Source organism: Streptomyces sp. NPDC057280 (assembly GCF_042668605.1).
In the GTDB taxonomy this organism is placed as follows: Bacteria; Actinomycetota; Actinomycetes; order Streptomycetales; family Streptomycetaceae; genus Streptomyces.
Window position 1 is genome coordinate 40,008 of record NZ_JBHUYR010000007.1, and the last position, 25,503, is coordinate 65,510.

The window sequence follows — 25,503 nt, forward strand, 5'->3', positions numbered from 1 at the left end:
TGACGAAACGCTGACGTCCGGCCCGGGAGACGGGTCACGGGCCGCCACCCCGCCTAGCGTCTCCGGCGTGACCCGCTCGCCCTCCCGCGCCCTCCGCCGTGATCTGTACGCCGCCGGTGCCGCGGCCCTGCTGGTGACGGCCGCCGTACTGGTCGGCCGCCACATCCAGGACACCCGCCACACGCTCTTCGTGAGCTGGCCGCCGCTGTTCGCCAACGGGGACCCGCACCTCGGCCCCGGCACCCCGGCGGCCGTCCTCGTCGCCGCCGCGACCATCGCCTACGGCCCCGCCCTCGCCGCCCGGCTCCCCTGGCGGGCGCTGCTGCCCGCGGCCTGGGGCACGGCCACGGCGTGGATCTTCTCCCTCGCCCTGATCGACGGCTGGCACCGCGGCATCGCCCGCCGGCTGACCACCCGCTACGAATATCTCCAGGTCATCGACCGCTTCGACGACATCCCGGCCACCCTGCGCACCTTCACCGACCACATCCTCCTCGGCTCCCCCGACCACTGGCCCGCCCACATTGCCGGCCACCCGCCCGCCGCCACCCTCACCTTCGTCCTCCTCGACCGCATCGGGCTGCGAGGCGGCGGCTGGGCCGGGGTGTGGTGCATCGTGGTCGGCGCGACGGCGTGCGTGGCCGTCCTGGTCACGATCCGCGCTCTCGCCTCCGAGACCCTCGCCCGCCGGGCGGCCCCCTTCCTGGTCCTGGCCCCGGCCGCGGTCTGGATGGGCACGTCGGCGGACGCGTACTTCGCCGCGGTCGCGGCCTGGGCAGTAGCGCTGCTGGCGCTGGCGGTGACACGGGGCTCGCTGTGGTGCGCGGGCGCGTCCGGCCTGCTCTTCGGCCTGACCTGCTATCTCTCCTACGGCCTCACGCTCGTCGCCCTGATCGCGGCGGCGGTGCTCCTGCCGGCCCGCCCGCGCCCCGCGCTCCTGCTACCGCTGCTCGCCGGACTGGCCGTGGTCCCCACCCTGTTCACGCTCGCCGGGTTCGACTGGTGGGAGGCGTACCGCCTGCTGGTCACCCGCTACGACCAGGGAGCGGGCGGCATCCGCCCGTACGGCTACTGGGTGTGGGCGAACCTGGCCTGCACGGTCTTCATCACCGGCCTGGCGACGGTGGCGGGCCTGCGCCGGACCGGTGCCGTGCTGCTGGTACGACGGGAGGGCGGCGACCGCTCCGGAGCGCGGCGTCTCGCGCTCCTCGTGGCCGCCGCCCTGCTCGCCCTGCTGGTCGCCGACCTGTCCGGCATGAGCAAGGCGGAGACGGAACGCATCTGGCTGCCGTTCGCGGTGTGGCTGCTCCCGGCGGGTGCCTTTCTCACCCACCCGCGCGCGTGGCTGGCCGCGCAGGCGGTGCTGGCGCTGCTCCTCAACCACCTGCTGCGCACGGGGTGGTGATCAGTGGTCGGTCTCCAGGTGGAGCTTGAGGAGGTCGACGCCGTAATCGTTGCCGTTGGGGGTGCGGATGATGGTGTGGATGTGCTGCTGGGTGGGGGTGCCGTTGGGGCCGCCCGAGCTGGTGTCGCCGTCCTCGTGGTAGGCGAGCGGGGACTCGGCGTCGTACTCGATCAGGACGACGGGGCTGTGGACGCGGTAGTAGAACGCGGAGTCGTCCTCGGACTCGCCGATCCAGTAGAAGTACGTGTCGTCGAGGTGCTCCTCGATGTCCCGCAGCCAGACGCGGGAGTGGCCGTCGTCGATGGTGCCGGTGTAGACCTCGACGAGGTCGAGGAGCAGCTTCTGCTGCTTGCGGTGCCGGGGGCGGCGGTGGCGAGCTGGGTGTCGGTGAGGGAGCGCAGCAGCTTGAGGCCGGCGGCGGTCTCCTCCCTGAACAGGTGGTAGTCGACGCCGTCGTACGTGATCTTCGTGGGCTCGGAGCCGCGGAAGGTCGGGGTGGCGACGACCTGGTCGCCGAGGACGAAGTAGTTGATGACGAGGTCGTGTCGCCACTGGCCTCGCCGAGGTAGTGGTTGAGCTTGCGGATCTGGGTGGCGTTCTCGAGTCCGCGCGCGGAGAGGGCAGCCTTCAGCAGCTTGATCGCGAGCTTGTACTGCTTCTCCGTCATGTCGCGCAGGGCAAGGCCGTCGCGGTCGTTGGAGTCGGTCGTCGATGACGGTCCCGTCCGTGGTGACGCCGACGAAGTCGTCGTAGGCGATGGTCTGCCCGAAGCCACCGCCGGGCCGTCGTCTCGGCGCCCGCCTGGCTTGCGGCGTAGCCGCCCATCACCGCGACGGCGGAGACGCCGCCGGCGAGGAGCGACTTGTTCAGGAACCAACGGCGCGAGCGGTGCGCTGCGGGGGTGCGGGGCTTGTGTCCGTGCGTTGAGTTGGCCATGGCGGAGACGATTTCGCCGCCGCTTAAAGCCAACGTGGCAGGGAGCTGTGGATCGCCCTAGAGGGCGCCGCGCGCAGTTGCGGCCACGAAGGCGGTGAAGGTGGCGGGGGTGACGCGGAGGTGGCCGAGGGTGGGGTGCTTGGAGTCTCGGATGGCGATGTGGGTGGTGGGGATCTGGGCAACCTCCAGGCAGTCGCCGCTGGTGCCGCTGTACGACGACTTACGCCACGGTGCTCCGGTCAGGTCCTGGTTGGTGCCCATAGCGATCCTCCATGACGCGCCCGATCAGTTCCGCCGAGTCCTCCGGGGAGAGGGCGCAGGCTTGCAAGCGAGCGTAACCGACCGAACGCTCCCTGATCACTTGCGGGTTGGCCGTCATATAGCCCTGGTCGTAGCCGTCGGCGTAGAAGAGGTCCGGGTCGCGATCGAAGCGCAGCAGGTTGAACGAACCCATCATCCCGGGGTGTTGACCGACCGAGAACGGCAGCACCTGGATCTGGACCCACGGGTTCTTCGCGAAGTGCAACAGGTACTCCAGTTGCTCCCGCATGACCTCAGAGCAACCGACCTGCTGATGCAGCACCGCCTCTGACAGCACCACCCACAGCGGTGGCGGCACTTCCCGCCTCAGGATGCGCTGGCGCTCTAGCCGCGCGGCCACCTGTTCATCCACCTCGTCCGGGTGCCCGACGCTCAGCAGAACCCGGGCGTACTCCTCGGTCTGCAACAACCCGTACACCACCTGACACTGGAACGTGGAGATGTACGTCGCCTTCGCCTCCATCGCCGCGTACGGCTGGAACCAGCTCGGCAACTGGCTCTGCAACACCAGCCCCACCAACCCCGAGAAGAACCCCTCCGTCCCCAGCGCCGCATCCACCCGCTCACTGAACTCCCGCGTCGGCACCTTCTGCGCGCACTCGATCTGGCCCACCAGCGACCCCGTGCAGAAGATGATCGACCCCAGCTCACCCAAGGTCAGCCCCGCGCTGTCGCGGCGTCGCCGCAACTCGTAGCCGTAGTAGTCCAGCGGGGACGCGCTGGGATCAAGGTCTCGGCGGACGTGTGCCATGGGCGGTCACCCCTCGCATGCTCGACTCGTAGCCGAGCGTAGCCACTCGGTGACACTCCGGCGGCGGGAAGCACATAATCGTCCTCCAAATAAAGTCAGCCCGGGCCCCTGGAGTGGGCCGCTGTTCGCTCGTCGAATGCGTGACCTGCGAGGGCAGCGGTCGTTTGATGCGATGGGCGAATCTTCGGACTGAGGGGGCGGGCGGTCGGCAACGTGAACGGCGGACGGCGCTATCGGCGTGGAGTTGTCACCTGCAACGAGCTGGCCACCACGGACTCATATCGCATCACCACCACAGAGGGCACGATCACAGCCTCGGCCGCCCGTGGGAGCCCGAGAACACCCGCATTGCCGGGTGGTTGGCAGGGGTACCGGACGCCGACGGTCACGCCTTCGCGGGCGGGCGGCGCGGGCCGACCAAGGTAATTCGCCGCGACTACACCAAGCGCAAAGCGAAACGACTGCTGCCAGCTGCCGCGCGGATGTGGGAGGGCTCCGTCGTGGGCAAGACGACAGGCGACGCAACCATTCTCCACGGAGAGCACGTGGGCCCCCAGCCCATCGCAGCGCTCTCCACGGACCGCCTCTGCCATGCCACTCACGTCGTCCCGTGATCGCGCGGTGAAAGCTCACGGGCTTCTCGTGAATGATCAGAGCGCCCGCAGGTACGGCAACCCCTTCTGATCATGTGCCGGTTACGATCAAGCCCGCTGCATGACGACGCGCGCAGGGCGGTCACGCCCGAGGTACTCCCCCAACCTCCTGTGCAGCGAGTGATCCCCCCATGCACCGAGAAAGGCCCCCCCATCATGCGCAAGTTGAAGCGCGCCACGTCCGCCGCGGTTGTCGTGGCCGCGCTCGCGGGCACCACGGCGATCACGGCCGCGACCCCGGCTGCCGCCGCCGACTACAAGTGCACCACCAGCACGAAGTCCGTCGACGACCCCTCGTACTCGGGCCCGTGGGCCGACAACTGGGACTTCACCGTCAAGGTGTGCGCCAAGCGCTCCGGTTCCACCGTCTACAGCTACGCCAAGATCAGCTGGGACGGCCCGGCGTACGGCCAGGTCGACGACGACACGATCTTCGACTCGGCCTACTTCAAGGTCCAGATCAAGAAGTCGCAGTCCGGCACGGACCCGGTGAAGACGTCGAAGAACTTCCACGGCATCGAGGCCAAGCTGGAGGACAGCACCTCCAACGGCAACTACAACAACTCGTACACCACCGGCACGATCAGCTACAGGATCGGCTCCGGCAAGGGGCTGGGCGACGGCGAGCTGCACCTCGACTGGGACAGCGACGGCGGCGGCGACCAGAAGCACCTGTTCAGCGCCTCTCCGACGGTCTGACGCCTCAGGCGGTCAGGCGCCGACGCCACACCTCCAGCGCCTCCTCCGCCACCCCCGGTGCGGCGAGCAGCAACGGCTCGCCGTACGAGGGGAGTTCGGGCACGGCGACCGCGCCCGCCTCCCTCGCGATCAGCAACGCCGGCAGTCCGTCCACATGGTGGAAGGAGCCGATTCCCGCCGCCGTCGCGCGGCCCGCCGCCACCTGGACCAGGGACAGGGCCGTGGAGCCCATGACGCGGGCCGTGCAATGGCGGTCGGCCAGGTCGGACAGCAGGGTGTCCAGGCCGGGCCAGTGGGCGTGGGCCGCCCACTCGGTGAGGAAGACGTGGCCGGTGAGGGTGGTGTGCGGGGCCGCGTGGACCGGGGTGCCGTTGAGGTGCGCGCCGCGGTCCTTGAGCGCCGTGAACGTCTCGCGGCGCCACGGGTCCGCGACCACGCCGAGGAGCGGGGTGCCGTCGGGGGCGGCCAGGCCCAGGGAGAAGGAGCACCAGCCGATGCCGTGGGCGTAGTTGGTGGTGCCGTCGACCGGGTCGACGACCCAGTGCGGGGCGTCGGGGGCGCCCGCCGTGACGCCGTACTCCTCGCCGACGATCCCGTGCCCGGGGAAGGCCGCGGCGAGCGTCTCGCGGACGTGGCGCTCCACGGCCTCGTCGGTGTCGGTGACGATGTCGGCGGGGCCGTCCTTCTCCCGGACCGCGTCGGGGCGTGGGCGGCGGATCAACTCCGCCGCTTCGTCGGCCAGTTGAGTCGCGACCGCCAGGGCGCGGTCCAGGTCCACGCGGGCCGTCATCTCATCCCGCTTTCCGCGTCGCCATCGGGACCACCGCCGCCAGGATCTCCTGCACCCGGTCCGCGATGTCCGCGCGGTCGTTGAGGACCCAGGAGATGTGCTGGGCGCCGAAGAAGGCGGAGACCAGGACGCGCGCGGTGGCCTCCGGGGAGGTGCCCGCGGGGAGCTGGCCCGCCTCCTGGGCCTGGCGCAGCCAGACCGTCAGGGACTCGGTGTAGCCGAGGTAGGGCATGGGCATCTCGGCGCCGATCAGGGAACGTTCGATCTGGAGGCGGGCGCCGGCCTGGACCATCGTCTCGTCCCGGAACGCCCTCGCCGTGCGCTCCAGCAGCTCGGTCACCGCCCGCAGCGGCGAGAGGTCGGCCTCCTCGACCTCCTGCCCGATGACGCCGATCCGGTGGTAGAACTCCTCGGCGCAGGCCTGCGCGAGGGCCTCCTTGTTGGCGTAGTGGAAGTAGACCGCGCCCTTGGTCACTCCGGCGAGTGCGGCCACGTCCTGCACGGTCACCGCGGGGAACCCCTGGGTGGCGAAGGCCTCCGCCGCCGCGTCGAGGACCTGGGCGCGGGTGCGCACGGCCCGCTCCTGCTTCAGGCCCGTGTCCCGGTGCCGGGGGGCGGTGTCCCGGGCGGGCCGGGGCCTGGCTGCGCTGCGTTCCACGGCCATGCTGTCCATCCTCTGCCGATCCTCTGGCGTTCCTTGAAATATACCTTCGGGAATGTATTGTAAGTCCCGGCCCGACCGGCGGACGTCCTGTGCCGGTGTTGTGCCGGTGTTGCTGTCTGCGTGAATCGTTCACTGGGGGTACAGACCATGCATCAGCCTGTCGTCACACCTGTCTCCACGCCCATACGCGCCACGGTCGGCTCGACCGCCGCACGAGCGGAATCCCGCGGTCCGCTGCTTCTCGCGCCGGGCCCCGAGGCCCCCGCACACCCCGCGCACCCCCAGCTCAGCTACCTCCAGCCGGTCCCGCGCCACATGGTGCACCGCGCCGCCATCGCCGAGGTCTTCCTCACCGACGCCGTCCGCACCGACGAGCACTCCTTCCTGGTCGCCGCCCAGTGGCCGCGCGACCACGCCCTCTACTCGCCGGGCAGCGACGGCACCAGCGACCCGCTGCTGTTCATGGAGACCATCCGCCAGGCCCTGGTCTACCTCGCGCACGCCTACTACGACGTGCCGCTCACCCACCGCTTCATCGGCTTCGGCTCGCAGTTCGAGATCACCGACCCGGCCGCCCTGCGCATCGGCGGCGAACCGGTCCCGGTGGTCCTGGAGGCCGAGTGGGCGTGGGTCGGCAACCGTCCGCCGCATCGCTTCGGCATGCGCCTCGACGTCGTCCTCACCGTGGGCGGCCGGACCTGCGGGCGCGGCGCGCTGCACGTCGTCGCGGTCGACGACAAGCGGTACGCCATGCTGCGCGGCCGGGGCGCCAAGCCGCGCGGCGTCGCCGTCACCGGCCCGGCGCCGCGCGCGCTGGAGCGGGTGCACCCGGCCGCGGTGGGGCGCCTGCGTGCCAAGGACAGCGTGCTGGTGCGCGAACACACGGACACGCCCTGGCAGTTGCTCATCGACGTCGAGCACCCGATCTTCTTCGACCACCCCAGCGACCACGTCCCGCTGATGGTCACCCTGGAGGGCTTCCGCCAGCTCGGCCACCTCCTGCTGCACCCCGGTGACATGGCCCGCGGCGCCGGACACGGCCTGCTCGGCATGGAGGTCGACTGCCAGGCCTTCGGCGAACTGGACGCCCCCATCGACCTGGTGGTGCGCGAGCGGCAGCCCGACACCGGCTCCGGCACCACCCGGCTGACCCTGGACGCCGTGCAGAACGGCACCTCGGTCGCCACCTGCCGCACCCTGTGGGGCACCCAGGCGGCGCACCGCGCCGCTCGCGCCGATCACCGGGCGCCCGTTTCTTCCACGGCCTGACGCCCGTCCACCGCCTCCCACAGCCCCCGTACCCGCTCGGCCAGTCCGCGCCGTTCCGGATCGGGGGCCGTGTAGTACGCGCCCACCAGGATCACCAGGGCCAGATCGGCCAGCGACTCCGCTGACAGTGCCCGCAAGTCGGCCGGGAGCCGCGGGGGTTCGGGCGCCGACTGGGCCTCGTCCATCACCAGGCGCAGCGCCGCGTTGAACCGTACGTCCGACTCCACGCGCTCCGCGAGGGCGCAGCACACGGCACGCAACTGCTCGTTCGCCGGGAGGTCCGTGTCCTTGTACCGGGCGAGGAGTTCGTCGACGACCTGGTCGAGGTGGTCGGTGAGCGCCCGCGCCAGGTGCTCCTTGGAGGCGAAGTGGGCGTACAGGGCGCCCTTGGTCAGCCCGGTGCGGGCCGCCACGTGCTGGAGGTTGGCGCGCGGATAACCATGCCGGACGAACTCGGCCGCGGCGGCGTCCAGGACCAGCTCATGGGTGCGCAGCGAGCGCGCCTGTTTCGCCATCACGGGCCCCTTCGTCCGTTTGCCTCGAACAATACCTTCTTGAACGCACTTTTTTTACCTGATCCTGACAGAGATGACTAGGAGCAGCCACATGCCCCCCACACCCTCCGCGTTCGACACCATCGCCCGACAGGCCCGTACCGCCGACAGCGACCGCCGGTTGGCGCGCGAGGCGGTCGCCGCGCTGGCGGCCTCCGGCCTGGCCCGGCACTTCGTGCCCGCCCGCTGGGGTGGTGCGGAAGGCACGTTCACGGTCCTTCTGCACGAGGTCGCCGCGGTCGGCGAGGCCTGTACGTCGGCCGCCTGGGTCGGCATGCTGTGGGCCGCGCACGGCCGGTTCGCCGCGCTGCTGCCCGAGGAGGGGCGGCGCAGACTGTGGGGCTCCTCCCCCGACGTACCGATATCGGCGGCCCTGATGCCACCGGCCGGCCGGGCCGAACCGGCCCCGGACGGCTGGCGGTTGACCGGCACCTGGGGCTGCGTGAGCGGCGCGGACAGCGCGGAGTGGGTGCTGGTCGCCGCGCCCGTCGCGGACGACGGGGAGACGCGGGTGTTCGCGGTGCCGGGCGCCGCCGTCGACGTGCTCGACACCTGGGACGCCACCGGACTGCGCGGCACCGGCAGCCACACGGCGGTCGTACGGGACGCCGTTGTCCCGCACGAACTGTCCTTCCCCATGGCGGAGTTGATGCGCGGGGCCACCGCCCCTGACCTCCCCCGCTGTCACACCGCGCCCGCCCAGCTGGCCGGCGGGCTGATGTTCTGCGCGCCCGCGCTGGGCGCGGCCCGCCGGGCGCTGGCGGTGTGGTCTCAGTGGGCGGCTTCCAAGGCGCCCGGCAGCGGCCGCCCGCAGCACGACAGTGCGGCGGTGCGCGAGACGCTCGCCGTGGCCTCGGCCCACATCGACGCGGCCGGACTGCTCCTGGAGCGGGCCGCGCGGCGCGCCGACACCGAGCCGGTCACCCCGGCGCTGGTCACCGGCAACCAGCGGGACGCGGCCGTGGCCGCCGGCCTCCTCGCCGACGCCGTGGACCGCCTCTTCCGCACCGGCGCCCACATCCGCGACGCCTCCGGCGACCTCACCCGCCTGTGGCGGGACGTCCACACGGTCGCCTCGCACGGTGTGCTCCGCCTCGAGCCGACCGCCGCCGCCTACGCCTCCACCGCGCTCGCCGCGGCGGACCGGGCGAGCACGGCCTCCCGCTCCGCGTAGAACCCGATCTTCCAGTCCAGGTAGCGGAGCGTGGCGGCGAACTCGGCCGCCCGCGGGAGCAGCAACTCCCGGTGCGCTGCGAGCAGTTCACGGCGGGCGGCGATGGTCGAGTCGCCCGCCCGGTACAGCTCGACGTAGTGGTTCATGTCGGCCGGGGACATCCCGGTGCTGCGCAGGTGGTTGAGGAACTCCAGCCAGCGCAGATGGATCGGGCTGTAGGCGCGCACCCCGTACGGGTCCTCCTCGGCGCTCTCGATGAGCCCCTGCCGCTCGTACCAGCCGAGGGTGTCGGCGTCGAGGCCGCTGATGCGGACGACCTCCTCCAGGGAGTAGGTCTCGGCGTGGGTGGTGACGTAGGCGGTGGGCCGCTTGCGGTCGTATCCCGCGTACTCGGTCGTGGTGTCGCTCACGGACATGGTGATCCTTCGGTCGGGAGAGTCGGGACGGTCGGGACAGCCGACGGGGTCTGGAAGGCCTGGAAGGCCGGGCGGCTTCAGTGGCGCCAGGACGCGGCGGCGCGGTGTGCGGTGAGGGCCGGCCGGTACCAGGTGGGTGCGGCGGTCCGGGCGGGCGCGGGCTCCTCCGCGGCAGGCGCCCGCCGGGCCACTTCCAGCAGGACGGCGGTGGCGGCGGCCAGCTCCTCGGGCGACGGATCGCCGCGCACCACCTTGAGCAGGGGCTCCTCGGTGCCGCTCATACGGGCTGGTTCCCGTGCTTGCGGGAGGGCAGGTCGGCATGCTTGGCCCGGAGCATCGCGAGCGCCCGGACGAGCACGGCCCGGGTGTCGCGAGGATCGATGACGTCGTCGACGAGACCGCGCTCGGCGGCGTAATAGGGGTGCATGAGCTCGGACTTGTACTCCTTGATACGACGCTCGCGCACCGCCTCCGGATCGTCCGCGGCGGCGATCTCCCGCCGGAAGACGACGTTCGCGGCCCCCTCGGCCCCCATCACGGCGATCTCGTTGGTGGGCCAGGCGAGGGCGAGGTCGGCGCCGATGGAACGCGAGTCCATGACGATGTAGGCGCCGCCGTAGGCCTTGCGCAGCACCAAGGAGATGCGCGGCACGGTGGCGTTGCAGTACGCGTACAGCAGCTTGGCGCCGTGCCGGATGATCCCGGCGTGCTCCTGGCCGACGCCCGGCAGGAACCCGGGCACGTCCACGAGCGTGACGAGGGGAATGTTGAAGGCGTCGCAGAACTGCACGAACCGCGCGCCCTTTTCGGACGCGGCGATGTCCAGCACCCCGGCGGTGGAGGAGGGTTGATTGGCCACGACGCCCACGACATGCCCGTCCAGCCGGGCGAGCGCGCACAGCAGGTTGGTCGCCCAGGTGGCCTGCACCTCGAAGAAATCGCCGTCGTCGACGATCTCCTCGATGACGCGATGGATGTCGTAGGCCTGGTTCGGCTCGGCCGGCACCAGGTCGAGCAGGGCCTCGCAGCGCCGGTCGGGATCGTCCGAGGGCGATTCGTAGGGCGGCAGTTCACGGTTGTTGTCCGGCAGCAGGGACAGCAGATGCCGCACGTCCTCCAGGCAGCTCACCTCGTCGTCGTAGGCCGCGGCGGCGACGCCGGAGACGTCGGCGTGCACGTCGGCGCCGCCGAGGCCGTCCTGGCTGACCTGCTCGCCGGTGACGGTGCGGACGACGTCGGGGCCGGTGATGAACATCTGGGAGATGCCGCGGACCATGAAGACGAAGTCGGTGAGCGCGGGCGAGTAGGCGGCGCCGCCGGCGCAGGGGCCGAGCATCACGCTGATCTGCGGGAGGACGCCGGAGGCGGCGACGTTGCGGGTGAAGATGCCGCCGTATCCCGCGAGGGCGGAGACCCCCTCCTGAATCCGGGCGCCGGCCCCGTCATTGAGGCTGACCAGCGGAGCCCCGGCGGCCAGCGCGAGGTCCATCACCTTGTGGATCTTCGTGGCGTGCGCCTCACCGAGAGCGCCGCCGAAGATGCGGAAGTCATGGGCGTAGACGAAGACGGTCCGTCCGTGCACGGTGCCCCACCCGGTAACGACACCGTCGGTGTAGGGGCGGCGGGCCTCCAGCCCGAACCCGGTGGCCCGGTGCCGACGCAACGCCTCGACCTCGGTGAACGAGCCCGGGTCCAGCAGCAGTTCGATGCGCTCACGGGCGGTGAGCTTGCCGCGGGCGTGCTGCTGCTCGGTGGCGCCGGGGGCGGGGCCGTCGTGGGCGAGCTCGCGAATGAGGTGCAGTTCGGCGAGGCGGGTGCGGGTGGTGTCGGGGGTGGGAGCGGGGGTGGAGGTCGCGGGTGTGGTGTCCGGTGGGGGCTGGGGAAGGGTGCGTTCTTCCATCACGGTCATGGGTCCATCCTGCCTGCTTTAAATTCCTTCGTGAAGGTATTTTAACGGGGCTTTGCGAAGGGGTTTGCGCGGGGGCGCTCACGGGGGCGTTTTCGCAGGGTGTCTTCGCGGGGGTGTAAGCGTCCCCTCACCACGACGAAGACCCCGGCGCCGGGTGTGGAACCCGGGCCGGGGTCTTCGCGTGTGGCCGGTGCGGTGGGCGGGGGGCGTCGGAGCCGACCGGCCGTCCAGGGGTACGTCCGGTACCCCTAGGCCTTGTCGCCCGGCCTGTTGGTCAGGCGGGGCAGGAGGACGGCCGTGGCCGCTGCCGTCGCCAGCAGCATCACCACGCTTGCCACGAAGCTCGTGTCGAAGCCCCGCTGGAAGTGCCCCGTGTCCGCGATCAGTGCGCCGAACGCCGCCACCGCGATGCAACTGCCCACCTGGCGGAAGGTGTTGAGCACCGCCGCCGCCGTGCCGGCCCGTTCGCCGTCCACGTTCTCCAGGATCGCCGCCGTCAGGGACGGCACCGCCAGCCCGCCGCCCAGGCCGATCGGGACCAGCAGCAGCACCGGGACCCAGTACGAGGTGGAGGACGTGACCGTCAGCATCAGCAGTGAGCCTGCCGTCATCACCAGCTGCCCGATCGTCATCGGCACCCACGCCCCCTTGCGGGCCGCGAGCTTCACGCCCGCCATGTTGACGATGGAGATCAGCGCGCACATCGGGATGAACATCGCGCCGGTGCTGACCGGGGAGGCGCCGCGGACCTGCTGGAAGTACATGCCGAGCAGGAAGATCGCGCCGTAGAAGACCGCGTTGATGGTGAAGCCGGCCGCGAGGCAGACGAGGACCGTGCGGTTCTTGAAGATGCTCAGCGGCACCATCGGCTGCTCGCGCCGCGACTGCGTCACCACGAACACCGCGATCGCGACCGCGGCGAGCGCCAGCGTGCCCAGCACGTCCACGCTCGTCCAGCCCGCGCGCCCGCCCTCGATCACGGCGTACGTCAGACCGGCCAGGGACGCCACCACCGACAGCTGGCCGACCAGGTCGACCGGCGCCGACCGGCGCGGCGAGGGCGTGATGCGGGTCAGCAGCGCGAGACCGAGGGCGCCGACCGGGAGGTTGAGGTAGAACACCGCACGCCAGCTCAGCCCGCTGGTGAGCATGCCGCCGATGACCGGCCCGACCGCGACGGCCACGGAACCGGCGGCCGTCCAGATCGCGATGGCCCGCGCCCGCTTGCCGGGGTCGGTGTAGGTCTGCCGGATCAGCGCGAGCGAGGCCGGGACCATGAGGGCCGCCGCGCCGCCCTGCACCATGCGGGCGCCGATCAGCGTCCCGAGGTTGGGGGCGATTCCGCAGGCCAGGGAGGCGACGGTGAAGGAGGCGAGGCCCCAGGCGTAGGCGCGGCTGGCACCGATCCGGTCCGAGAAGGTACCGGCCGACAGCATGAACGCGGCGAACATCAGGGTGTAGCCGTCGACGATCCACTGGAGGTCGGCCATCGTGCCGCCCAGGGAGTGGGAAATGGCCGGGAGGGCCACGTTGACGACCGAGCCGTCGAGGGAGATGACGAAGAAGGCGAGGAGGGCGGCGGCGAGGACGGTGGTGGGGGAACTGGACCGGGGGGCGGCGGGCGGTGCGCCGGCCGGTTCGACCGGGCGCCGGTCGGTCCGCGCGGACCGGGTCAGGATGGCCATGGGAACTCTCTCCTTGGAGATAAGGGGTGGGGGGAGGGGCGTGGCGTGCGGTCAGGCGTCCACCGGCGCGGCGCGGCGGCGGCTGAGCTCGGCGAACTCCGGGTTCGTGCCGAGCACCCCGCCCTCGCCCCAGCGGTTCTGCGGGATCTCCTGGATGTAGACGGTGATCTTGTCGAGGGGCGCCCCGATGACGCGGTGCACGGTCGCGGTGAGTTCCTCGATCAGCTCCTGGCACTTCTCGTCGGTCTGGTTCGGCCAGGTGGTCATGGAGAGGATGGGCATGGCGAAGCTCCTTGTGGCGTACGGGGGTTGAGGATCGGGGAGGCGCGCGGGGTCACAGACCCGCGGACGCTCCGCCGTCGAGGGTGAGGGCGGCGCCCGTGATGTGGCGGGCGGCGGGCGAGAGGAGGAAGGCCGCCACGCGGGCCACGTCGGCCGGGTCGGCCAGCCTGCCGAGCGGGCTCTGAGCGGCGACCTGGGCGGTGACCTCCACCGCGGTGGCGCCGGTGCGGTCGCCGATCGCCTTGGCGATCTCGTCCCAGAGGGGTGTGCGGACGGCACCGGGGTCGAGGACGTTGACCCGGACGCCGGAGCGGCCGAGGTCTTTGGACACCGCCTTGGCGAAGGCGGCGAGGGCGGCGTTGACCGCGCTGTTCACCGGGAAGAGCGGGTCGGGGTCCTTACGGAAGACGCCGCTGACCAGCACGACCGAGCCGCCGTCGCCCTCGGCCAGCGGTCCGGCGAGCGCCCGGGTGAGCCGTACGGCGCCCATCAGCTTGCCGTTGAACGTGGCCTGCCACATCGCGTCGTCGGCTTCGGCGAGCGGGGCGAGCGGGCCGTCCCCCGCGGTGTGCACCAGGCCGTCCACCCGGCCGAGCTCGGCGACCAGGGCGGCGACGCAGGCGTCGACCGAGGCGGCGGAGTTGATGTCGGTCTCGTAGGTCACGAGCCGGCCCGCGCCGCCCGTGCGGGCGTCGATCTCCTGCCGGGTCCGCTCCAGGCGGCCCGCGTCCCGGCCGAGCAGGACCACGGTGGCGTCCGAGCGGGCGAGCTCCTGGACGACGGCCGAACCCATGCCGCCGGTGGCGCCGGTGACGACGACCACGGGGGCGAGGGAGGTGGCGGAGGTGGTGGCGATGGGGGTCATGGCGTCCTCGATTCACGGGCACGAGACGGGGCTTGACGATGCGTCAGATACCACCGGCGGCCCGAGCGGAGCGGGTCCGGCCTGGTGATGAAGACGGTAGCCCGGTTGCGGAACACGCGCAACCATCTAGTTGGTTTTTAAGAACCAACTAGATGGTTGAACCCCTCCCCCACCCCTGCGACCAGCAAAAAGGGAGCCCGGAAAATATCCGGACTCCCTCAGCCCACCCAGACCCGACGGACGTCAGACGGTCGTCAGACCGCCCCCTGGAGCACGTTGTCGATGATCGAGTGCCCGTGGGCCACCACGCTCGCCCGCAGCAGCGCCCACCCGCTCTCCGTCTCCCCGTCCGGCCCCAGCATCAGCCGGCGCTGCTGCGGCACGATGAACGGCCAGGACGCGATACCGATCAGGGCGATGAGCACGCGGGCGGCCGTGGCGGGGTCGTCGACGCCGAGCGCGAGGCTGAGCGCGGCCGTCTTGTGGACGTAGTACGCCTCGCGCTCCTTCTCGTCCGGGATCGGCTTGTCGCGGTAGTGCAGACCCTCCCAGGCCAGCAGCCGTACGAGGTCGGACTGGCGGTGATAGTCGAAGACCTCGCCGACGTACGAACGCAGCCCCTCCTCCGTGACGGGGATGGGCACCGCGTCCGACATATGGGCGTAGACCTTCGTCATCACGGCGGCGAACAGGGCTTCCTTGTTGCCGAAGTAGGCGTAGATCCGCTGCTTGTTGACGCCGGAGCGCTCGGCGATGCGGTCCACGCGCGCACCCGCGAGCCCGTGCTCGGAGAACTCCGCCTCGGCGGCTTCCAGAAGCTTGGCGCGGGTCGCCTGCGCCTTGGGTGTCTCAGCCATGAGGCAAGCGTAGTCCACCGCACAACCAACTGGATGGTTCAGAAAAACCAACTAGATGGTTGCACTCTCGTCGCGACTCCTCTACGGTCTTTCACATCGGCCCCGCCACCCCGGAAAACCCGGTGCGGAAGAGGCGGCAGGCCCCTCATGTCAGCTGAGGAGAAACGCATGTCAGCCACAGCCACCCTCCGGACTCTGCTGCTCGTCGGTGACCGTTTCGCCGGATTCGCCGCCCAGCAGGACGTCCTCACCGTCAGCCAGTTCATCGAGGAGATGCGCCTCGGGGTCTATTCCTGGGACAACCGACCGGTCCGGGTCCGCGCGGGTCAGGGCATCACCGCCGAGGACGCGGACATCGTCAGGGACGCGGCCCTGCTGCTCGGTCTCGGTGACCGTCTCGACCTCGACTTCCGGGCGCCGGCGCTGGCCGGCCGCGGCGAGGCCCACAAACACCGAAGCTGCAACACCCTGATAGCCGACCTCCGGCGGGACGGGGCGGACCTCTTCTCCGCCACCCTCCGGGTCCACAACGACAACGAGCTGCTCATCGACCACCAGACCGGCGAGCACGTCCAGGGCATGGTCGCCGTCGAGGCGGCCCGGCAGATGTTCCTCGCGGTCAGCGAGCGCTACCACGCCTGCCGCTACCTCGACCGCTCGTACTACTACGTCATCGAATCGATGAACACCGACTTCGAGAACTTCCTCTTCCCCGTCGACGCCACGATCGTCTACCACTCGCTGCGCGCCGAACTCGACGACCCCGACCGGCTGTCCTTCGCCGCGGAGATCTCCCTCCACCAGGCCGGCCGCCGCGCCTCCATCACCACCGTCACCTACACGGCCTTCGACGCCCCGGTCATCGAGGCCAAGGAGCACCGCCGGGCCCAGTTCGCCGTCGAGCACACGGTGCGCAACGCCCGCGTGACGATCACGCCCGCGGAGCCGGTGCCGGCCGCCGTCTGAGCACCTTACGAGCACGTCAGGAACGTACTCACGCACTCACGCACTCACGCACTCACTCACTCACGCAGTCACTCACTCACGCAGTCACTCACCCGAGGAGAAACGCCATGTCCGCTTCCGCCGCCCTCATCACCGCCACCGAGCTGTTCGCCAAGCCCGAGCAGATCGACGCCGTCGCCGAGGCCTGGCAGGCCCACAACGACGCGTCCGGCTTCGACGGCCGCATCCTCTACCGCGGCCTGGAGAGCAACTCCGTCCTCGAACTCGCCCCGCTGCACAACGGTTTCGAGCAGATGGAGGAGCTGCGCGCCGACTGGTGGAAGCTGTGGGAGGCCGTCGGCCCGCTGGGCGAGGGCGACTTCCGCCGCCAGTTCCTGCAGTTCGTCGAGGCGCCCAAGCCGGCCGCCGGCGCCCTGCCCGACACGCACTACGTGCAGATGCGGCACGTCGAGGTCGTGCCGCGGGTCTACCGGCAGTACCGCGCCTGGCGCGAGGAGACCATCTTCGACGTCGTGCGCACCACGGACGAGGTCAAGAGCTTCCAGGCGTTCCACTCGCTGGCCAGCACCGAGCCCGGCGTGATGTTCGTGTCCGGCTTCGACGCCGACCCCGCGAAGTACATGGAGGCCTTCACCTCCCCGCGCTACCAGCAGATCGTCCGCGAGGCGGGCGACACCTACATCACCGGAGGCGACAACGGCCTGTACACCCGCATCTACGAGCGCGTCACCGCCTGACGCCCACCGGCCCCGCTCCTCCCCTCCCACGGCCGGCCGCGGAACCCCTGTGCACTGAGCGCGGCGTTGCGCGGCCGGCCGTCTCCGGCTCTCCCCCCGTCCATCCACCTCTCCACCTCGCGTCCGCGAAGGAGCACCGACATGACCCTGACCCCCGTGGCCCCCGCGCCCGTCGCGGCCGCCCCCATGACCCGGACCTACGACCTGAGCGTCACCACCCAGGGCCCCCTCTACCCGCCGAGCGAGATCGTCGACGAGAACGGCGACTTCGTCGTCATCGGCCGCGTCAACCGGCCCGGCCCCGACGGCGGCACCGTCTCCGCGTGGGGCGGCGCGGTGGTCTCCCCGGACAGCCCGCTGCCGCCGCTCGGCCAGAACCTGCCGTACGACATCGTCCGCGAGCTCGACCTCACCGACCCGACCGGTCCCGACGCCCAGGTCCAGCTCTTCACCCTCCCCCTCCCTCTGCCCTGCAACAACTACCCGATGCTGTTCGCCCCGGAGCAGCGCCCCGACGCGCACGACGTGCGCCGCCCGAGCTATCCGCTGCACGGGGCGCCCATCCCGGACCTGCGCGAGGAGGACGGCCCGAAGGTGCGGGAGCCGATCACGCTCGGCCAATGGACCAAGGCGCGCGGCCAGTTGGAGGTGCATGTGCCGGCGCACCGGCGCAGCGCCGACTTCTCCTTCGCCTTCACCGGCCTGATCCCGGACAGCCTCTACACGGTCATGTCGCTGCGCGAGCACGACCTCGACCCGGCCGGCCCGACCCGCCCCGGCCCGCTCGGCGTGCCGAACGCCTTCATCAGCGACAGCAACGGCATGGCCCACTACCGGGCGACCCTGCCCAACCCCTTCCCGGCACCGGGCACCCCCGGCTCCAACCGGGTGATCAACGTGGTCGTGCTGTGGATGAGCTACCAGCAGAACTACGGCGGCGCCATCGGCCACTTCGGCCTCGGCGGCGACATCCACGCCCAGCTGAAGCTCCAGGGCCCGAGCTTCGGCGAGTTCACGACCGAACCCGCCGGCTGACCGTCCCACTGACCGGAACTGACCTTTCTGCCATGCCACGTGACCCTCAGGAGAGACCATGGACGGCAATCCGATCGGCATCATCGCCACCGGCTCCTACCTGCCCGCGACCGTCGCCCACAACGACGAGGTCGGCGCCGCGGCGGGGGTGACCGCCGAATGGATCGAACGCAAGACCGGCATACGACGACGACACCGCGCCGCCCCGCACGAGGCCACGTCGGACCTGGCGGCGCACGCGGCCCGGCAGGCGCTGCTCCAGGCGGGCCTGACGGCCGACCAGATCACGTACGTCGTCGTCGCCACCTCCACCCCCGACCACCCCCAGCCCGCCACCGCCGCCATCGTCACCGACCTCATCGGGGCGCGCCGGGCCGCCGCCTTCGACGTCAACTCGGTGTGCAGCGGCTTCATGTTCGCGCTGACGGCCGCCGACCGCATGCTGCGCGCCGAGCCGCGCACGGCGTCGGAGCAGGGACCGTACGCCCTGGTCATCGGCGCGGACATCTACTCCCGCATCCTGGACCCGGCCGACCGCAAGACGGCCATCCTGTTCGGCGACGGGGCGGGGGCCGTCGTCCTCGGGCCCGTGCCGGCCGGGACCGGCGGCATCACCACCAGCCTGACGACCCGGGGCGACCAGCACCGCCTGATCAGCGTCCCGGCGGGCGGCAGCAGGCGCCCGGCGTCGGCGGACACGGTCGCGGAGGGCGCGCACTGGTTCACGATGGACGGCCGCGGGGTGCGCGGCTTCGTGCACGACAACCTGCCCGGCGCGATCGGCGAGTTGCTGGCCAAGGCGCGCGTACCGGGCCGCGCGGTACGGCACTTCGTCCCGCACCAGGCGAACGGGGTGATGCTCGCCGAGGTGTGGCCCGCGCTCGGCCTCGACACCGCCCGGATGCATCTGGCCCTCGCCCACCACGGCAACACCGGTGCCGCGTCCGTCCCGATCACCCTCGACGTGGCGCACCGCCGGGGCCTGTTCACCGAGGGCGACCTGACGGTGCTGTCGGCCTTCGGGGGCGGCATGTCGGTCGGCTCGGCCCTGTTCCGCTGGGCCCCGACGGCCCACGCCCGCCCGGCACGCGATGGTACGACGGCCGAGGTACGGGAGCCGGTGCTGGCCGGGGCGAGGTAGCGGACGGGGACCATCACCCGGCCGGCACGGACGCGCCCACGACGGAGAAACACCACGCGTGCACAGACCACTGACGTCACCGACGCCCCTCAGGAGCAGCAATGATCACCCTGCAGAAGACAGCGAGCGCCCAACGCCCCCGGCTCCCCCGCCTGTACGTCCTGGCCAACGGCACCCTGGCCTCGGTGCAGCACGGCGGCGCCTGGTACCTGCTGGACACCGGCCCCGAGGCACGGCGGCCCGTCCTCCACCTCGCGGGGGACGCGGACGACGCGGAGCTGGAGCCCCACATCTGCCGGAGCATCGACTGACCCCGCACACAGGTGGAGGGGCGGAGGCCGTCCGGGCCCTCCGCCCCTCCACCCCTGTGTGCTCAGCAGAGCGGCAGGGCGCAGCCCCCCGAGCAGCCCTCGGAGTGCTCGTCGCGGCCCATGGACCAGCAGGCGAGCGCGCACCCGGAGACGGCGGCCGCGGCCCGGTCCGCACGCCGGGCGAGATAGCCGCGTACGACGGGGTCGTCGCCGACGCCACGGGGGTGGCCGACGCAGTCGAGGAGGGGGAAGTCGGAGGGGTGGTCGCCGTAGGCGAAGCAGTCGCGCGGGTTGACGCCCGGGTGCTCGGCGAGCATCCGCAGGGCCGCCGCCCGCTTGCCCTCGCCGATCACGGGCTCGGCGAGCTCACCGGTGTAGCGGCCCTCGCGCACGACGGGCGAGGAGCACAGGACGTGCCGGGCGCCGACGCGCTCGGCGACCGGGTCGAGGCAGGGCGGGAAGGACCCGGAGACCAGCACGATCTCGGCGCCGGCGGCGCGATGGCGGTTCAGCTCGTCGACGGTGGAGGTGATGAAGAAGCCGGGGTCGGCGGCGGCGAGGGCGATCCACTCCCGCCCGAGTGCGGCCATCTCCTCGACGCTCTCCCCGGCGTAGGAGCGGTAGTAGGCCCGGTTCACGTCCTCCCGGGGCACGCCGGCGGCGGAGCGGCCCTTGAGGTCGGCCTCGACGAGGCGGTACCGGTGCTCTCCCTCCTCACCGAACCGCCGCACGAGCTGAAAGCGCAGGAACTCGAACATGCTCTTGCAGTTGATGAGCGTCTCGTCGACGTCGCAGAAGACCAGGTAGGCCGGCCGATGCGCCGCGTCGGTCCGCACGCCGCCGGCTATGTCCGCTACCACCGTCATTCCCAGAACCTCCCCCTCGGGGCCCGGCACGGTACCGGGCGCTAAAAAAAATTCCTTCGTGAAGGTATCACTCACCGGATGCTGTTGTCAGTGGCCCCGGCTAGCCTCCGAAGGAGTACCGGCACCCCATACCGGGAGGTTTCCATGGCCTCGCGCCTCAACCCGTACCTCAGCTTCGAGGGCACCGCTCGACAAGCGATGGAGTTCTACCAGGAGGTGTTCGGCGGCACGCTGGCGCTGAACACGTACGGCGACTTCGGCCAGGCGGACACGCCGCTGGCCGACAAGATCATGCACGGCATGCTGGAAACCCCGTCCGGCTTCACCCTCATGGCCGCCGACGCCCACCCGGACATGCCGAACACCGTGGGCACCAACTACTCGATCAGCCTCAGCGGCGACGACGACACCGAACTGCGCGGCTACTGGGAGAAGCTGTCCGCCGACGGCTCGGTGTCGGTGCCCCTCGACAAACAGATGTGGGGCGACGTCTTCGGCATGTGCACGGACCGGTTCGGGGTGCCGTGGATGGTGAACATCACGGCGGCGGCGCAGGGCTGAGCGAGCCCGCGCGGCCGGACCCTGAGCACCCCGGCGCCCTACCCCAGCCCCCGTACCCGCGTCACCGCCTCCGCCAGATACTCCCGGGTCCAGGCGACGTGCCCCGCGTCGTCCGTGGCCCGGGGGCCGTCCTCGATGACCAGGATGAGGCCCAGGTAGAGCTCGTAGAGGGCGAGGCGGTGGTGGAGGGCGGGGGTGAAGTCGAGGGTGCCGCCGGCTTCGACGTAACCGGTGACGACGTCGCTGTCCGGGGTGACGTCGCCGCCGAAGGCGAGAGAGATCAGCTCGGCCGCCGGGTCGCCCCAGAAGGCGCGTTCGTGGTCGATGAGGCCGGTGATACGGGGGTGATCGCCGCCGTCGACGAAGACGTTGCCCGGCCACAGGTCGAAGTGGACCAGGCGGGGTTCGGTGACCTCGTCGAGCGCGTAGCCGCCCTCGGCCACCAACTTCCGTATCGTGTCCGGCTCTTCGGGGAGCGCCGAGTTCCAGCGGGCCGCGTCCTCCAGCAGCGCGTCCACCATCACCGTGAACGCCGTCCGCCAGTCCGGTGCCGACAGCCCTGACGCGGCCGCCGGGTAGCCGAACCGGCCGTCCTCGGACACCAGGGTGTTCAACCGGGCGGTGACCGCGCCCAGTTCGCGACGCAGGGTACTGGTGGCGGCCGGGGAGAGGGTCTTGGCCACCTTGTCCCAGGGGGTGCCGTCCAGAAGGGAGACCATGAGGAACTCGTCGTCGGCGTAGAGGAGTTCGGGGCCCGGCACCTGTCCCCGCGGGAGCTCCGCGAGCCTGCGGTAGACCATCGCCTCGGTCGCCATGATCCCGCGCTCGTACCGCAGCACCGGCACCTCCGGCGGCGGAGCGAGCTTCACGATCGCGGGGCGGCCGTCGTCGAGACGGACGCGGTAGGCCGTGTTGTAGCAGCCGTCGGTCAGTTCGGCCTCCGGCCTGCCCCCGATCCCGGCCGAGGCCCGCAGCAGGGCGTCGAGATCGGCGGGGGACAGCCGGCGTTTGGTCTGACTCTGCATGGGCCACGCTTCCAATCCGGGGTGCTGTCGGACAGCGGAGGGGCCAGCCGTCTGGGAGCGCTCCCAAGATGCCGCCCGCCCAGGACGGCGTCAAGGGTGACCGCGCGACGCGCAGCCACGTCTCTCTCCGCCACGTCAGGGGTCACCGCGCGACGCACAACAACCGCCCTGCCCACCACGCCAAGGATCACCGCGCGACGCACAACGACCGCCCTGCCCACCACGCCAGAGTCACCGCGCGACGCACAACAACCGCCCTACCCACCACACCAAGAGTCACCGCGCGACGCACAACAACCGCCCTACCCACCACACCAAGAGTCACCACACGACACACAACAACCGCCTGGGGCACTAAGGCAGTTCGACCGTCACCTGGCCCGCCAGCGCTCGCAGGAAGTCCGTCGCGTCGAACATCTCCCCGGCCGACACCACACCCGCCCCCACCTCGGTCCGCCCCGTCAGTACCCGTTCCGCCGCCTCCACCACCAGCGGCGCCGTGACGGCGTAGATGTCCCGGCCCCGCGCCACCGCCCGCCGCTCCGCCCCACCCGACCGCACGACCACGTCCACCAGGAAGGTCTGCGCCGAGCGTCCCGCCTCGTCCTCGTCCGCCGCGACCGGTGCCGGGGTCTCCGGTGCCGAAAGGTCCCGCGCCGCCTCCACCGTCATGTACGTCCGCACCTCGGGGATCGGCAGATGGCTCGGGACCGTCACCACGTCGGCCATCGTGAACTCCCCGATGACCTCCCGCGCCCCCAGCGGCTCCGGGAACACCCACTCCAGCACCGGCGCCGCGTCGTCCCGGTACTCCAGCCGCCCGCCGCTGAACCGGACGCGTCGCCCGTCCCGCCGCCCCCGCGACACCTCGCCCGCGATCCGGGTGCCCGGCGTCGGGTGCCAGCTGTTCAGGCCGTACGCGACATGCGCCTCGTCGGCCGCCGTCCACTCCCCCATCGCGGCCGTGGTGAGCAGGTCGCCGAGTCCGCCGTAGAACGCCATCGCGGGCACCACCGGCACGCCCGCCGCCCGGGCACGGTCCGCGAAGTGGGCGAAGGTGTCGACGTTGGCCTCGATCTCCGCCGCCACGTCCAGGTAGGGAATCCGGGCACGCAGCGCCGCCTCGATCACCGGCGCGGCCGTCGTCGCGAACGGCCCGGCGCAGTTGATCACGGCCGCCGCGCCGGCCAGCGCACGGTCCAGCGCGGCCGGGTCGTCGACCGGCGCCGGACGCGCCTGAACGTCGTACTCGACGGCCATCGCCTTCAGGCGCACGGCGTCGCGGCCGGAGAGCAGCGGCACGAAGCCGCGTGCGATCAGTTCCGCCACGACGAAGCGCCCGGTGTGCCCGTACGCGCCGAAGACCGCGACCGTCCGTCCGGCTCCCGCTCCCCCACCCGCTGCCATGTCCGTTCCCCGCTTCCCGGCCGGCTGTTCCGTTCCCATGACGACCATCCTGGGCGGCCCGCGGACCGCGGCGTGAGCGTCCGGAACGACACGCCCCATACAATTACGGACATGACCACGGTCGCCCTCGCCGTCACCGACGGCATGCTGCACTTCGAGCTGTCCCTGGCGTACGAGGTGTTCGGCGCCGTGCCGGACGGGGTGACCGTCCCCTGGTACGAGGTCACCGTGTGCGGCTCGGCGCCGGTCCGGGTGGGCCGGTTCCGGCTCGCACCCGATCACGGTCTCGATCGTCTGCGTGAGGCGGACACCGTGATCGTGCCGGGCTGGGCGGACGTCGAGGTGGATCCGCCCGCCGAGCTGGTCGAGGCGGTGCGCGCGGCGCACGCGGCGGGGGCGCGGGTGGCCTCGCTGTGCACGGGCGCGTTCGTGCTGGCCGCGGCCGGTCTGCTGGACGGCAGGCGCGCGACCACGCACTGGGCGCACACCGACGAGCTGGCCGCCCGCCACCCCGAGGTGGAGGTCGACCCGGACGTCCTCTACGTCGACAACGGCAGCGTGCTCACCTCCGCCGGGAAGGCCGCGGCGATGGACCTGTGCCTGCATCTCGTACGACTCGACCACGGATCGTCGGTCGCCAACGCCGCCGCCCGCCGGCTCGTCGTACCCCCGCACCGGGCCGGAGGCCAGGCCCAGTTCGTCGCCGCGCCCGTGCCCGCCCGCGACGACCACCCGCTCGCCGAGCTGCTGCCCTGGGTGATCGAACGCCTGGACCAGCCGCTGACCGTGACGGACCTGGCCCGCCGGGCCGGGATGAGCTCACGCCACCTCACCCGCCACTTCCGCGCGGCCACCGGGACCACCCCCTTGCAGTGGCTGCTGACCCAACGCATCCGCCGCGCCCAGGAGTTGCTGGAGTCCACCGACGACGGCGTCGACACGATCGCGACCGCGACGGGCATGGGCACGGCCACGACGCTGCGCCGCCACTTCCACCGCACGGTCGGCGTCCCCCCGGACACCTACCGCCGCACCTTCCGCACCCGGCCCGCCGTCGCCCGGACGCCACCTCCGGGGACAATGGGCGCATGAGCATCGTGAAGATCAACGTCCTCACCGTTCCCGAAGAGCAGCGCGAGGTCCTGGAGAAGCGGTTCGCCGCCCGGGCCAGTGCGGTGGAGGGCTCGGACGGCTTCGAGTGGTTCGAGCTGCTGCGCCCGGTGGAGGGCACCGACACCTACCTCGTCTACACGCGCTGGCGTGACGAGGAGTCTTTCCAGGCCTGGCTCGAGGGCCCCATGCGGGCGGCTCACCAGAGCGGTGGTGAGAACGGCGGCGAGAAGCCGAAGCCGGCCGCCACGGGATCAACGCTGTGGTCCTTCGAGGTCGTCCAGCAGACCGAGCCCAGGCAGGCCTAGGCGGGCTTGCCGGGGGTCCCGTTCCGCGGCCAGTAGGAGAAGCCGTTGCCGGTGTACCAGTCCAGGCGGGTTTTGCCGCAGGAGCCGCTGTGCACGTCCAGGAAGTCGTAGTTGACGGCCTTGATGGACTTCTTGGGGAACGTCACGGAGATCTCCGTGGTGACAGTGCCGCGCGCGGGGATGGTGCCCACGGCCAGGGACTGTGAGTTCCACAGGGGCAGTGAGCCGTTGGTCCTGCTGTTCCAGTGCAGCGTCATCGAGTGCCAGGAGCCCCTGCCCACGCGCCAGCGCACGTGCGGCGCGGGGCCCCGGTTCTTCATGAGGTTGCCGATGGCGAAGACATACGAGGCCTTGGTCAGCGCTGTCTTCTCGGTGTTGTGGAGCCGGAGCTTGGCGTGGAGGGGAACGCCGGGCTTCTGTGCGGTGGGTACGACCGATCCGGCGGGGTCCGAGACCGATACGGCTCCGTACCGGCAGTCGTACTCCGTCGCGGCGTCCTTGGTCACCGCCACGGCACCGTGGGCGGCGAGCGCGCTCAGGATGCCGGCGGTGGCGGCGAGGACCGCGCCGTGGCGAACAGCAGTGTTCAACGTTTCCTCCTAGTCGCCTCGATGCGACAACGCCGCACGGCCTATCGTCAATGATCTTTGCGGGATCATTGCGATGGTCTTGGTATCCCGTTCTTCGAGTTCATGGTCATGAACGGTAATCACATACACGTCTATTGACGCGTACAGAGCAGGCCCTTACGGTCCGGAGAAAGCGCTTTCCCCTTCTCTGGAACCCGCAACAGAAAGGGCACGGCT

Annotated in this window: 28 protein-coding genes and 2 pseudogenes; 12 read left to right on the forward strand and 18 right to left on the reverse strand. The window is 71.3% G+C overall.

Features of this window, described 5'->3' with window-relative positions:
• Positions 1–67 precede the first annotated feature (67 nt).
• Complete coding sequence (locus tag ACFUO4_RS32540) at positions 68–1,405, forward strand: hypothetical protein (protein WP_383491649.1); 1,338 nt, start codon at positions 68–70, stop codon at positions 1,403–1,405.
• Here the strand turns inward: ACFUO4_RS32540 and ACFUO4_RS32545 are convergent.
• From ACFUO4_RS32545 to ACFUO4_RS32560, 4 genes and pseudogenes are all read right to left on the reverse strand, one after another.
• Positions 1,406–1,938, reverse strand: a pseudogene (locus ACFUO4_RS32545) (DUF3500 domain-containing protein).
• A gap of 83 nt (positions 1,939–2,021) precedes the next feature.
• A pseudogene (locus ACFUO4_RS32550) lies at positions 2,022–2,072 on the reverse strand (hypothetical protein); the annotation flags it as partial.
• A 326-nt stretch (positions 2,073–2,398) separates the two neighbouring features.
• On the reverse strand, positions 2,399–2,602 hold the full coding sequence (locus ACFUO4_RS32555; RefSeq protein WP_383491651.1) for a DUF397 domain-containing protein: 204 nt from the start codon (positions 2,600–2,602) through the stop codon (positions 2,399–2,401).
• The gene (locus tag ACFUO4_RS32560; protein WP_383491652.1) at positions 2,562–3,413 is read right to left on the reverse strand and encodes a helix-turn-helix transcriptional regulator; all 852 of its coding nucleotides are present in this window, start codon (positions 3,411–3,413) and stop codon (positions 2,562–2,564) included. The genes ACFUO4_RS32555 and ACFUO4_RS32560 overlap by 41 nt, the downstream gene beginning before the upstream one ends.
• Before the next feature lie 809 nt (positions 3,414–4,222).
• Here ACFUO4_RS32560 and ACFUO4_RS32565 point away from each other — a divergent pair.
• The gene (locus tag ACFUO4_RS32565; protein ID WP_383491653.1) at positions 4,223–4,765 is read left to right on the forward strand and encodes a hypothetical protein; all 543 of its coding nucleotides are present in this window, start codon (positions 4,223–4,225) and stop codon (positions 4,763–4,765) included.
• Between the two features lie 4 nt (positions 4,766–4,769).
• Here the strand turns inward: ACFUO4_RS32565 and ACFUO4_RS32570 are convergent, their stop codons facing one another.
• Entirely contained in the window at positions 4,770–5,555 is a 786-nt protein-coding gene (locus ACFUO4_RS32570) for an inositol monophosphatase (RefSeq protein WP_079306008.1), read from the reverse strand.
• Between the two features lies 1 nt (position 5,556).
• On the reverse strand, positions 5,557–6,228 hold the full coding sequence (locus ACFUO4_RS32575; RefSeq protein WP_383491656.1) for a ScbR family autoregulator-binding transcription factor: 672 nt from the start codon (positions 6,226–6,228) through the stop codon (positions 5,557–5,559).
• 138 nt (positions 6,229–6,366) lie between these two features.
• Here ACFUO4_RS32575 and ACFUO4_RS32580 point away from each other — a divergent pair, with 138 nt between their 5' ends.
• On the forward strand, positions 6,367–7,488 hold the full coding sequence (locus tag ACFUO4_RS32580; protein ID WP_383491658.1) for a ScbA/BarX family gamma-butyrolactone biosynthesis protein: 1,122 nt from the start codon (positions 6,367–6,369) through the stop codon (positions 7,486–7,488).
• Here ACFUO4_RS32580 and ACFUO4_RS32585 read toward each other — a convergent pair.
• The gene (locus tag ACFUO4_RS32585) at positions 7,458–8,003 is read right to left on the reverse strand and encodes a TetR/AcrR family transcriptional regulator (protein ID WP_079306011.1); all 546 of its coding nucleotides are present in this window, start codon (positions 8,001–8,003) and stop codon (positions 7,458–7,460) included. The genes ACFUO4_RS32580 and ACFUO4_RS32585 overlap by 31 nt on opposite strands.
• A 91-nt stretch (positions 8,004–8,094) precedes the next feature.
• Between ACFUO4_RS32585 and ACFUO4_RS32590 the strand changes: the two genes are divergently transcribed.
• Positions 8,095–9,216: an acyl-CoA dehydrogenase family protein gene (locus ACFUO4_RS32590; protein ID WP_383491660.1), complete on the forward strand. Its 1,122-nt coding sequence runs from the start codon at positions 8,095–8,097 to the stop codon at positions 9,214–9,216.
• Here ACFUO4_RS32590 and ACFUO4_RS32595 read toward each other — a convergent pair.
• From ACFUO4_RS32595 to ACFUO4_RS32625, 7 genes are all read right to left on the reverse strand, one after another.
• On the reverse strand, positions 9,156–9,626 hold the full coding sequence (locus ACFUO4_RS32595) for a MerR family transcriptional regulator (RefSeq protein ID WP_383491662.1): 471 nt from the start codon (positions 9,624–9,626) through the stop codon (positions 9,156–9,158). The genes ACFUO4_RS32590 and ACFUO4_RS32595 overlap by 61 nt on opposite strands.
• Before the next feature lie 83 nt (positions 9,627–9,709).
• A complete protein-coding gene (locus ACFUO4_RS32600; protein WP_079306014.1) occupies positions 9,710–9,913 on the reverse strand; it encodes an acyl-CoA carboxylase subunit epsilon in 204 nt (67 codons plus the stop codon).
• Positions 9,910–11,541: an acyl-CoA carboxylase subunit beta gene (locus ACFUO4_RS32605; protein WP_383491665.1), complete on the reverse strand. Its 1,632-nt coding sequence runs from the start codon at positions 11,539–11,541 to the stop codon at positions 9,910–9,912. Before ACFUO4_RS32605 ends, ACFUO4_RS32600 begins: the two co-directional genes overlap by 4 nt.
• A 248-nt stretch (positions 11,542–11,789) precedes the next feature.
• Complete coding sequence (locus ACFUO4_RS32610; RefSeq protein ID WP_383491667.1) at positions 11,790–13,226, reverse strand: MFS transporter; 1,437 nt, start codon at positions 13,224–13,226, stop codon at positions 11,790–11,792.
• A gap of 51 nt (positions 13,227–13,277) precedes the next feature.
• Positions 13,278–13,508, reverse strand: coding sequence for a tautomerase family protein (locus ACFUO4_RS32615; RefSeq protein ID WP_059194211.1), 231 nt, complete (start codon positions 13,506–13,508; stop codon positions 13,278–13,280).
• A gap of 52 nt (positions 13,509–13,560) precedes the next feature.
• The gene (locus ACFUO4_RS32620; RefSeq protein ID WP_383491669.1) at positions 13,561–14,373 is read right to left on the reverse strand and encodes an SDR family NAD(P)-dependent oxidoreductase; all 813 of its coding nucleotides are present in this window, start codon (positions 14,371–14,373) and stop codon (positions 13,561–13,563) included.
• Between the two features lie 254 nt (positions 14,374–14,627).
• Positions 14,628–15,230, reverse strand: a complete 603-nt coding sequence (locus ACFUO4_RS32625; RefSeq protein ID WP_079306016.1) for a TetR/AcrR family transcriptional regulator — start codon at positions 15,228–15,230, stop codon at positions 14,628–14,630.
• 168 nt (positions 15,231–15,398) lie between these two features.
• Here ACFUO4_RS32625 and ACFUO4_RS32630 point away from each other — a divergent pair, with 168 nt between their 5' ends.
• The 5 genes from ACFUO4_RS32630 to ACFUO4_RS32650 all read left to right on the forward strand — a co-directional run bounded on the left by ACFUO4_RS32630 (position 15,399) and on the right by ACFUO4_RS32650 (position 19,420).
• Positions 15,399–16,196, forward strand: coding sequence for an AfsA-related hotdog domain-containing protein (locus ACFUO4_RS32630; protein ID WP_179143538.1), 798 nt, complete (start codon positions 15,399–15,401; stop codon positions 16,194–16,196).
• A 107-nt stretch (positions 16,197–16,303) separates the two neighbouring features.
• Positions 16,304–16,933, forward strand: a complete 630-nt coding sequence (locus tag ACFUO4_RS32635; RefSeq protein ID WP_079311479.1) for a hypothetical protein — start codon at positions 16,304–16,306, stop codon at positions 16,931–16,933.
• A 141-nt stretch (positions 16,934–17,074) separates the two neighbouring features.
• Positions 17,075–17,968: a hypothetical protein gene (locus tag ACFUO4_RS32640; RefSeq protein WP_383491673.1), complete on the forward strand. Its 894-nt coding sequence runs from the start codon at positions 17,075–17,077 to the stop codon at positions 17,966–17,968.
• A gap of 58 nt (positions 17,969–18,026) precedes the next feature.
• Positions 18,027–19,109: a 3-oxoacyl-ACP synthase III family protein gene (locus tag ACFUO4_RS32645; protein ID WP_383491675.1), complete on the forward strand. Its 1,083-nt coding sequence runs from the start codon at positions 18,027–18,029 to the stop codon at positions 19,107–19,109.
• A gap of 101 nt (positions 19,110–19,210) precedes the next feature.
• Positions 19,211–19,420 carry a hypothetical protein gene (locus ACFUO4_RS32650; protein WP_079311477.1) on the forward strand — a complete coding sequence of 70 codons (210 nt, stop codon included), beginning with the start codon at positions 19,211–19,213 and terminating at the stop codon, positions 19,418–19,420.
• 62 nt (positions 19,421–19,482) lie between these two features.
• Here ACFUO4_RS32650 and ACFUO4_RS32655 read toward each other — a convergent pair whose 3' ends face one another.
• Complete coding sequence (locus ACFUO4_RS32655; RefSeq protein ID WP_383491677.1) at positions 19,483–20,286, reverse strand: HAD family hydrolase; 804 nt, start codon at positions 20,284–20,286, stop codon at positions 19,483–19,485.
• Between the two features lie 144 nt (positions 20,287–20,430).
• On the opposite strand from ACFUO4_RS32655, the gene ACFUO4_RS32660 reads away from it, so the two are divergent.
• Entirely contained in the window at positions 20,431–20,847 is a 417-nt protein-coding gene (locus ACFUO4_RS32660; protein ID WP_079311476.1) for a VOC family protein, read from the forward strand.
• Positions 20,848–20,885: 38 nt separating this feature from the next.
• Here ACFUO4_RS32660 and ACFUO4_RS32665 read toward each other — a convergent pair whose 3' ends face one another.
• Together ACFUO4_RS32665 and ACFUO4_RS32670 are read right to left on the reverse strand one after the other, a co-directional pair.
• A complete protein-coding gene (locus ACFUO4_RS32665) occupies positions 20,886–21,872 on the reverse strand; it encodes a phosphotransferase family protein (RefSeq protein ID WP_383491679.1) in 987 nt (328 codons plus the stop codon).
• A 354-nt stretch (positions 21,873–22,226) separates the two neighbouring features.
• Positions 22,227–23,318, reverse strand: coding sequence for a saccharopine dehydrogenase NADP-binding domain-containing protein (locus ACFUO4_RS32670; RefSeq protein ID WP_383491681.1), 1,092 nt, complete (start codon positions 23,316–23,318; stop codon positions 22,227–22,229).
• Between the two features lie 72 nt (positions 23,319–23,390).
• Between ACFUO4_RS32670 and ACFUO4_RS32675 the strand changes: the two genes are divergently transcribed.
• On the forward strand, positions 23,391–24,371 hold the full coding sequence (locus tag ACFUO4_RS32675; protein ID WP_383491683.1) for a helix-turn-helix domain-containing protein: 981 nt from the start codon (positions 23,391–23,393) through the stop codon (positions 24,369–24,371).
• Positions 24,368–24,697 carry an antibiotic biosynthesis monooxygenase family protein gene (locus tag ACFUO4_RS32680; RefSeq protein ID WP_383491685.1) on the forward strand — a complete coding sequence of 110 codons (330 nt, stop codon included), beginning with the start codon at positions 24,368–24,370 and terminating at the stop codon, positions 24,695–24,697. The genes ACFUO4_RS32675 and ACFUO4_RS32680 overlap by 4 nt, the downstream gene beginning before the upstream one ends.
• Here ACFUO4_RS32680 and ACFUO4_RS32685 read toward each other — a convergent pair.
• Positions 24,694–25,287, reverse strand: coding sequence for a hypothetical protein (locus ACFUO4_RS32685; protein WP_383491687.1), 594 nt, complete (start codon positions 25,285–25,287; stop codon positions 24,694–24,696). The two genes, ACFUO4_RS32680 and ACFUO4_RS32685, sit on opposite strands and share 4 nt — an antisense overlap.
• Positions 25,288–25,503: the final 216 nt, after the last annotated feature.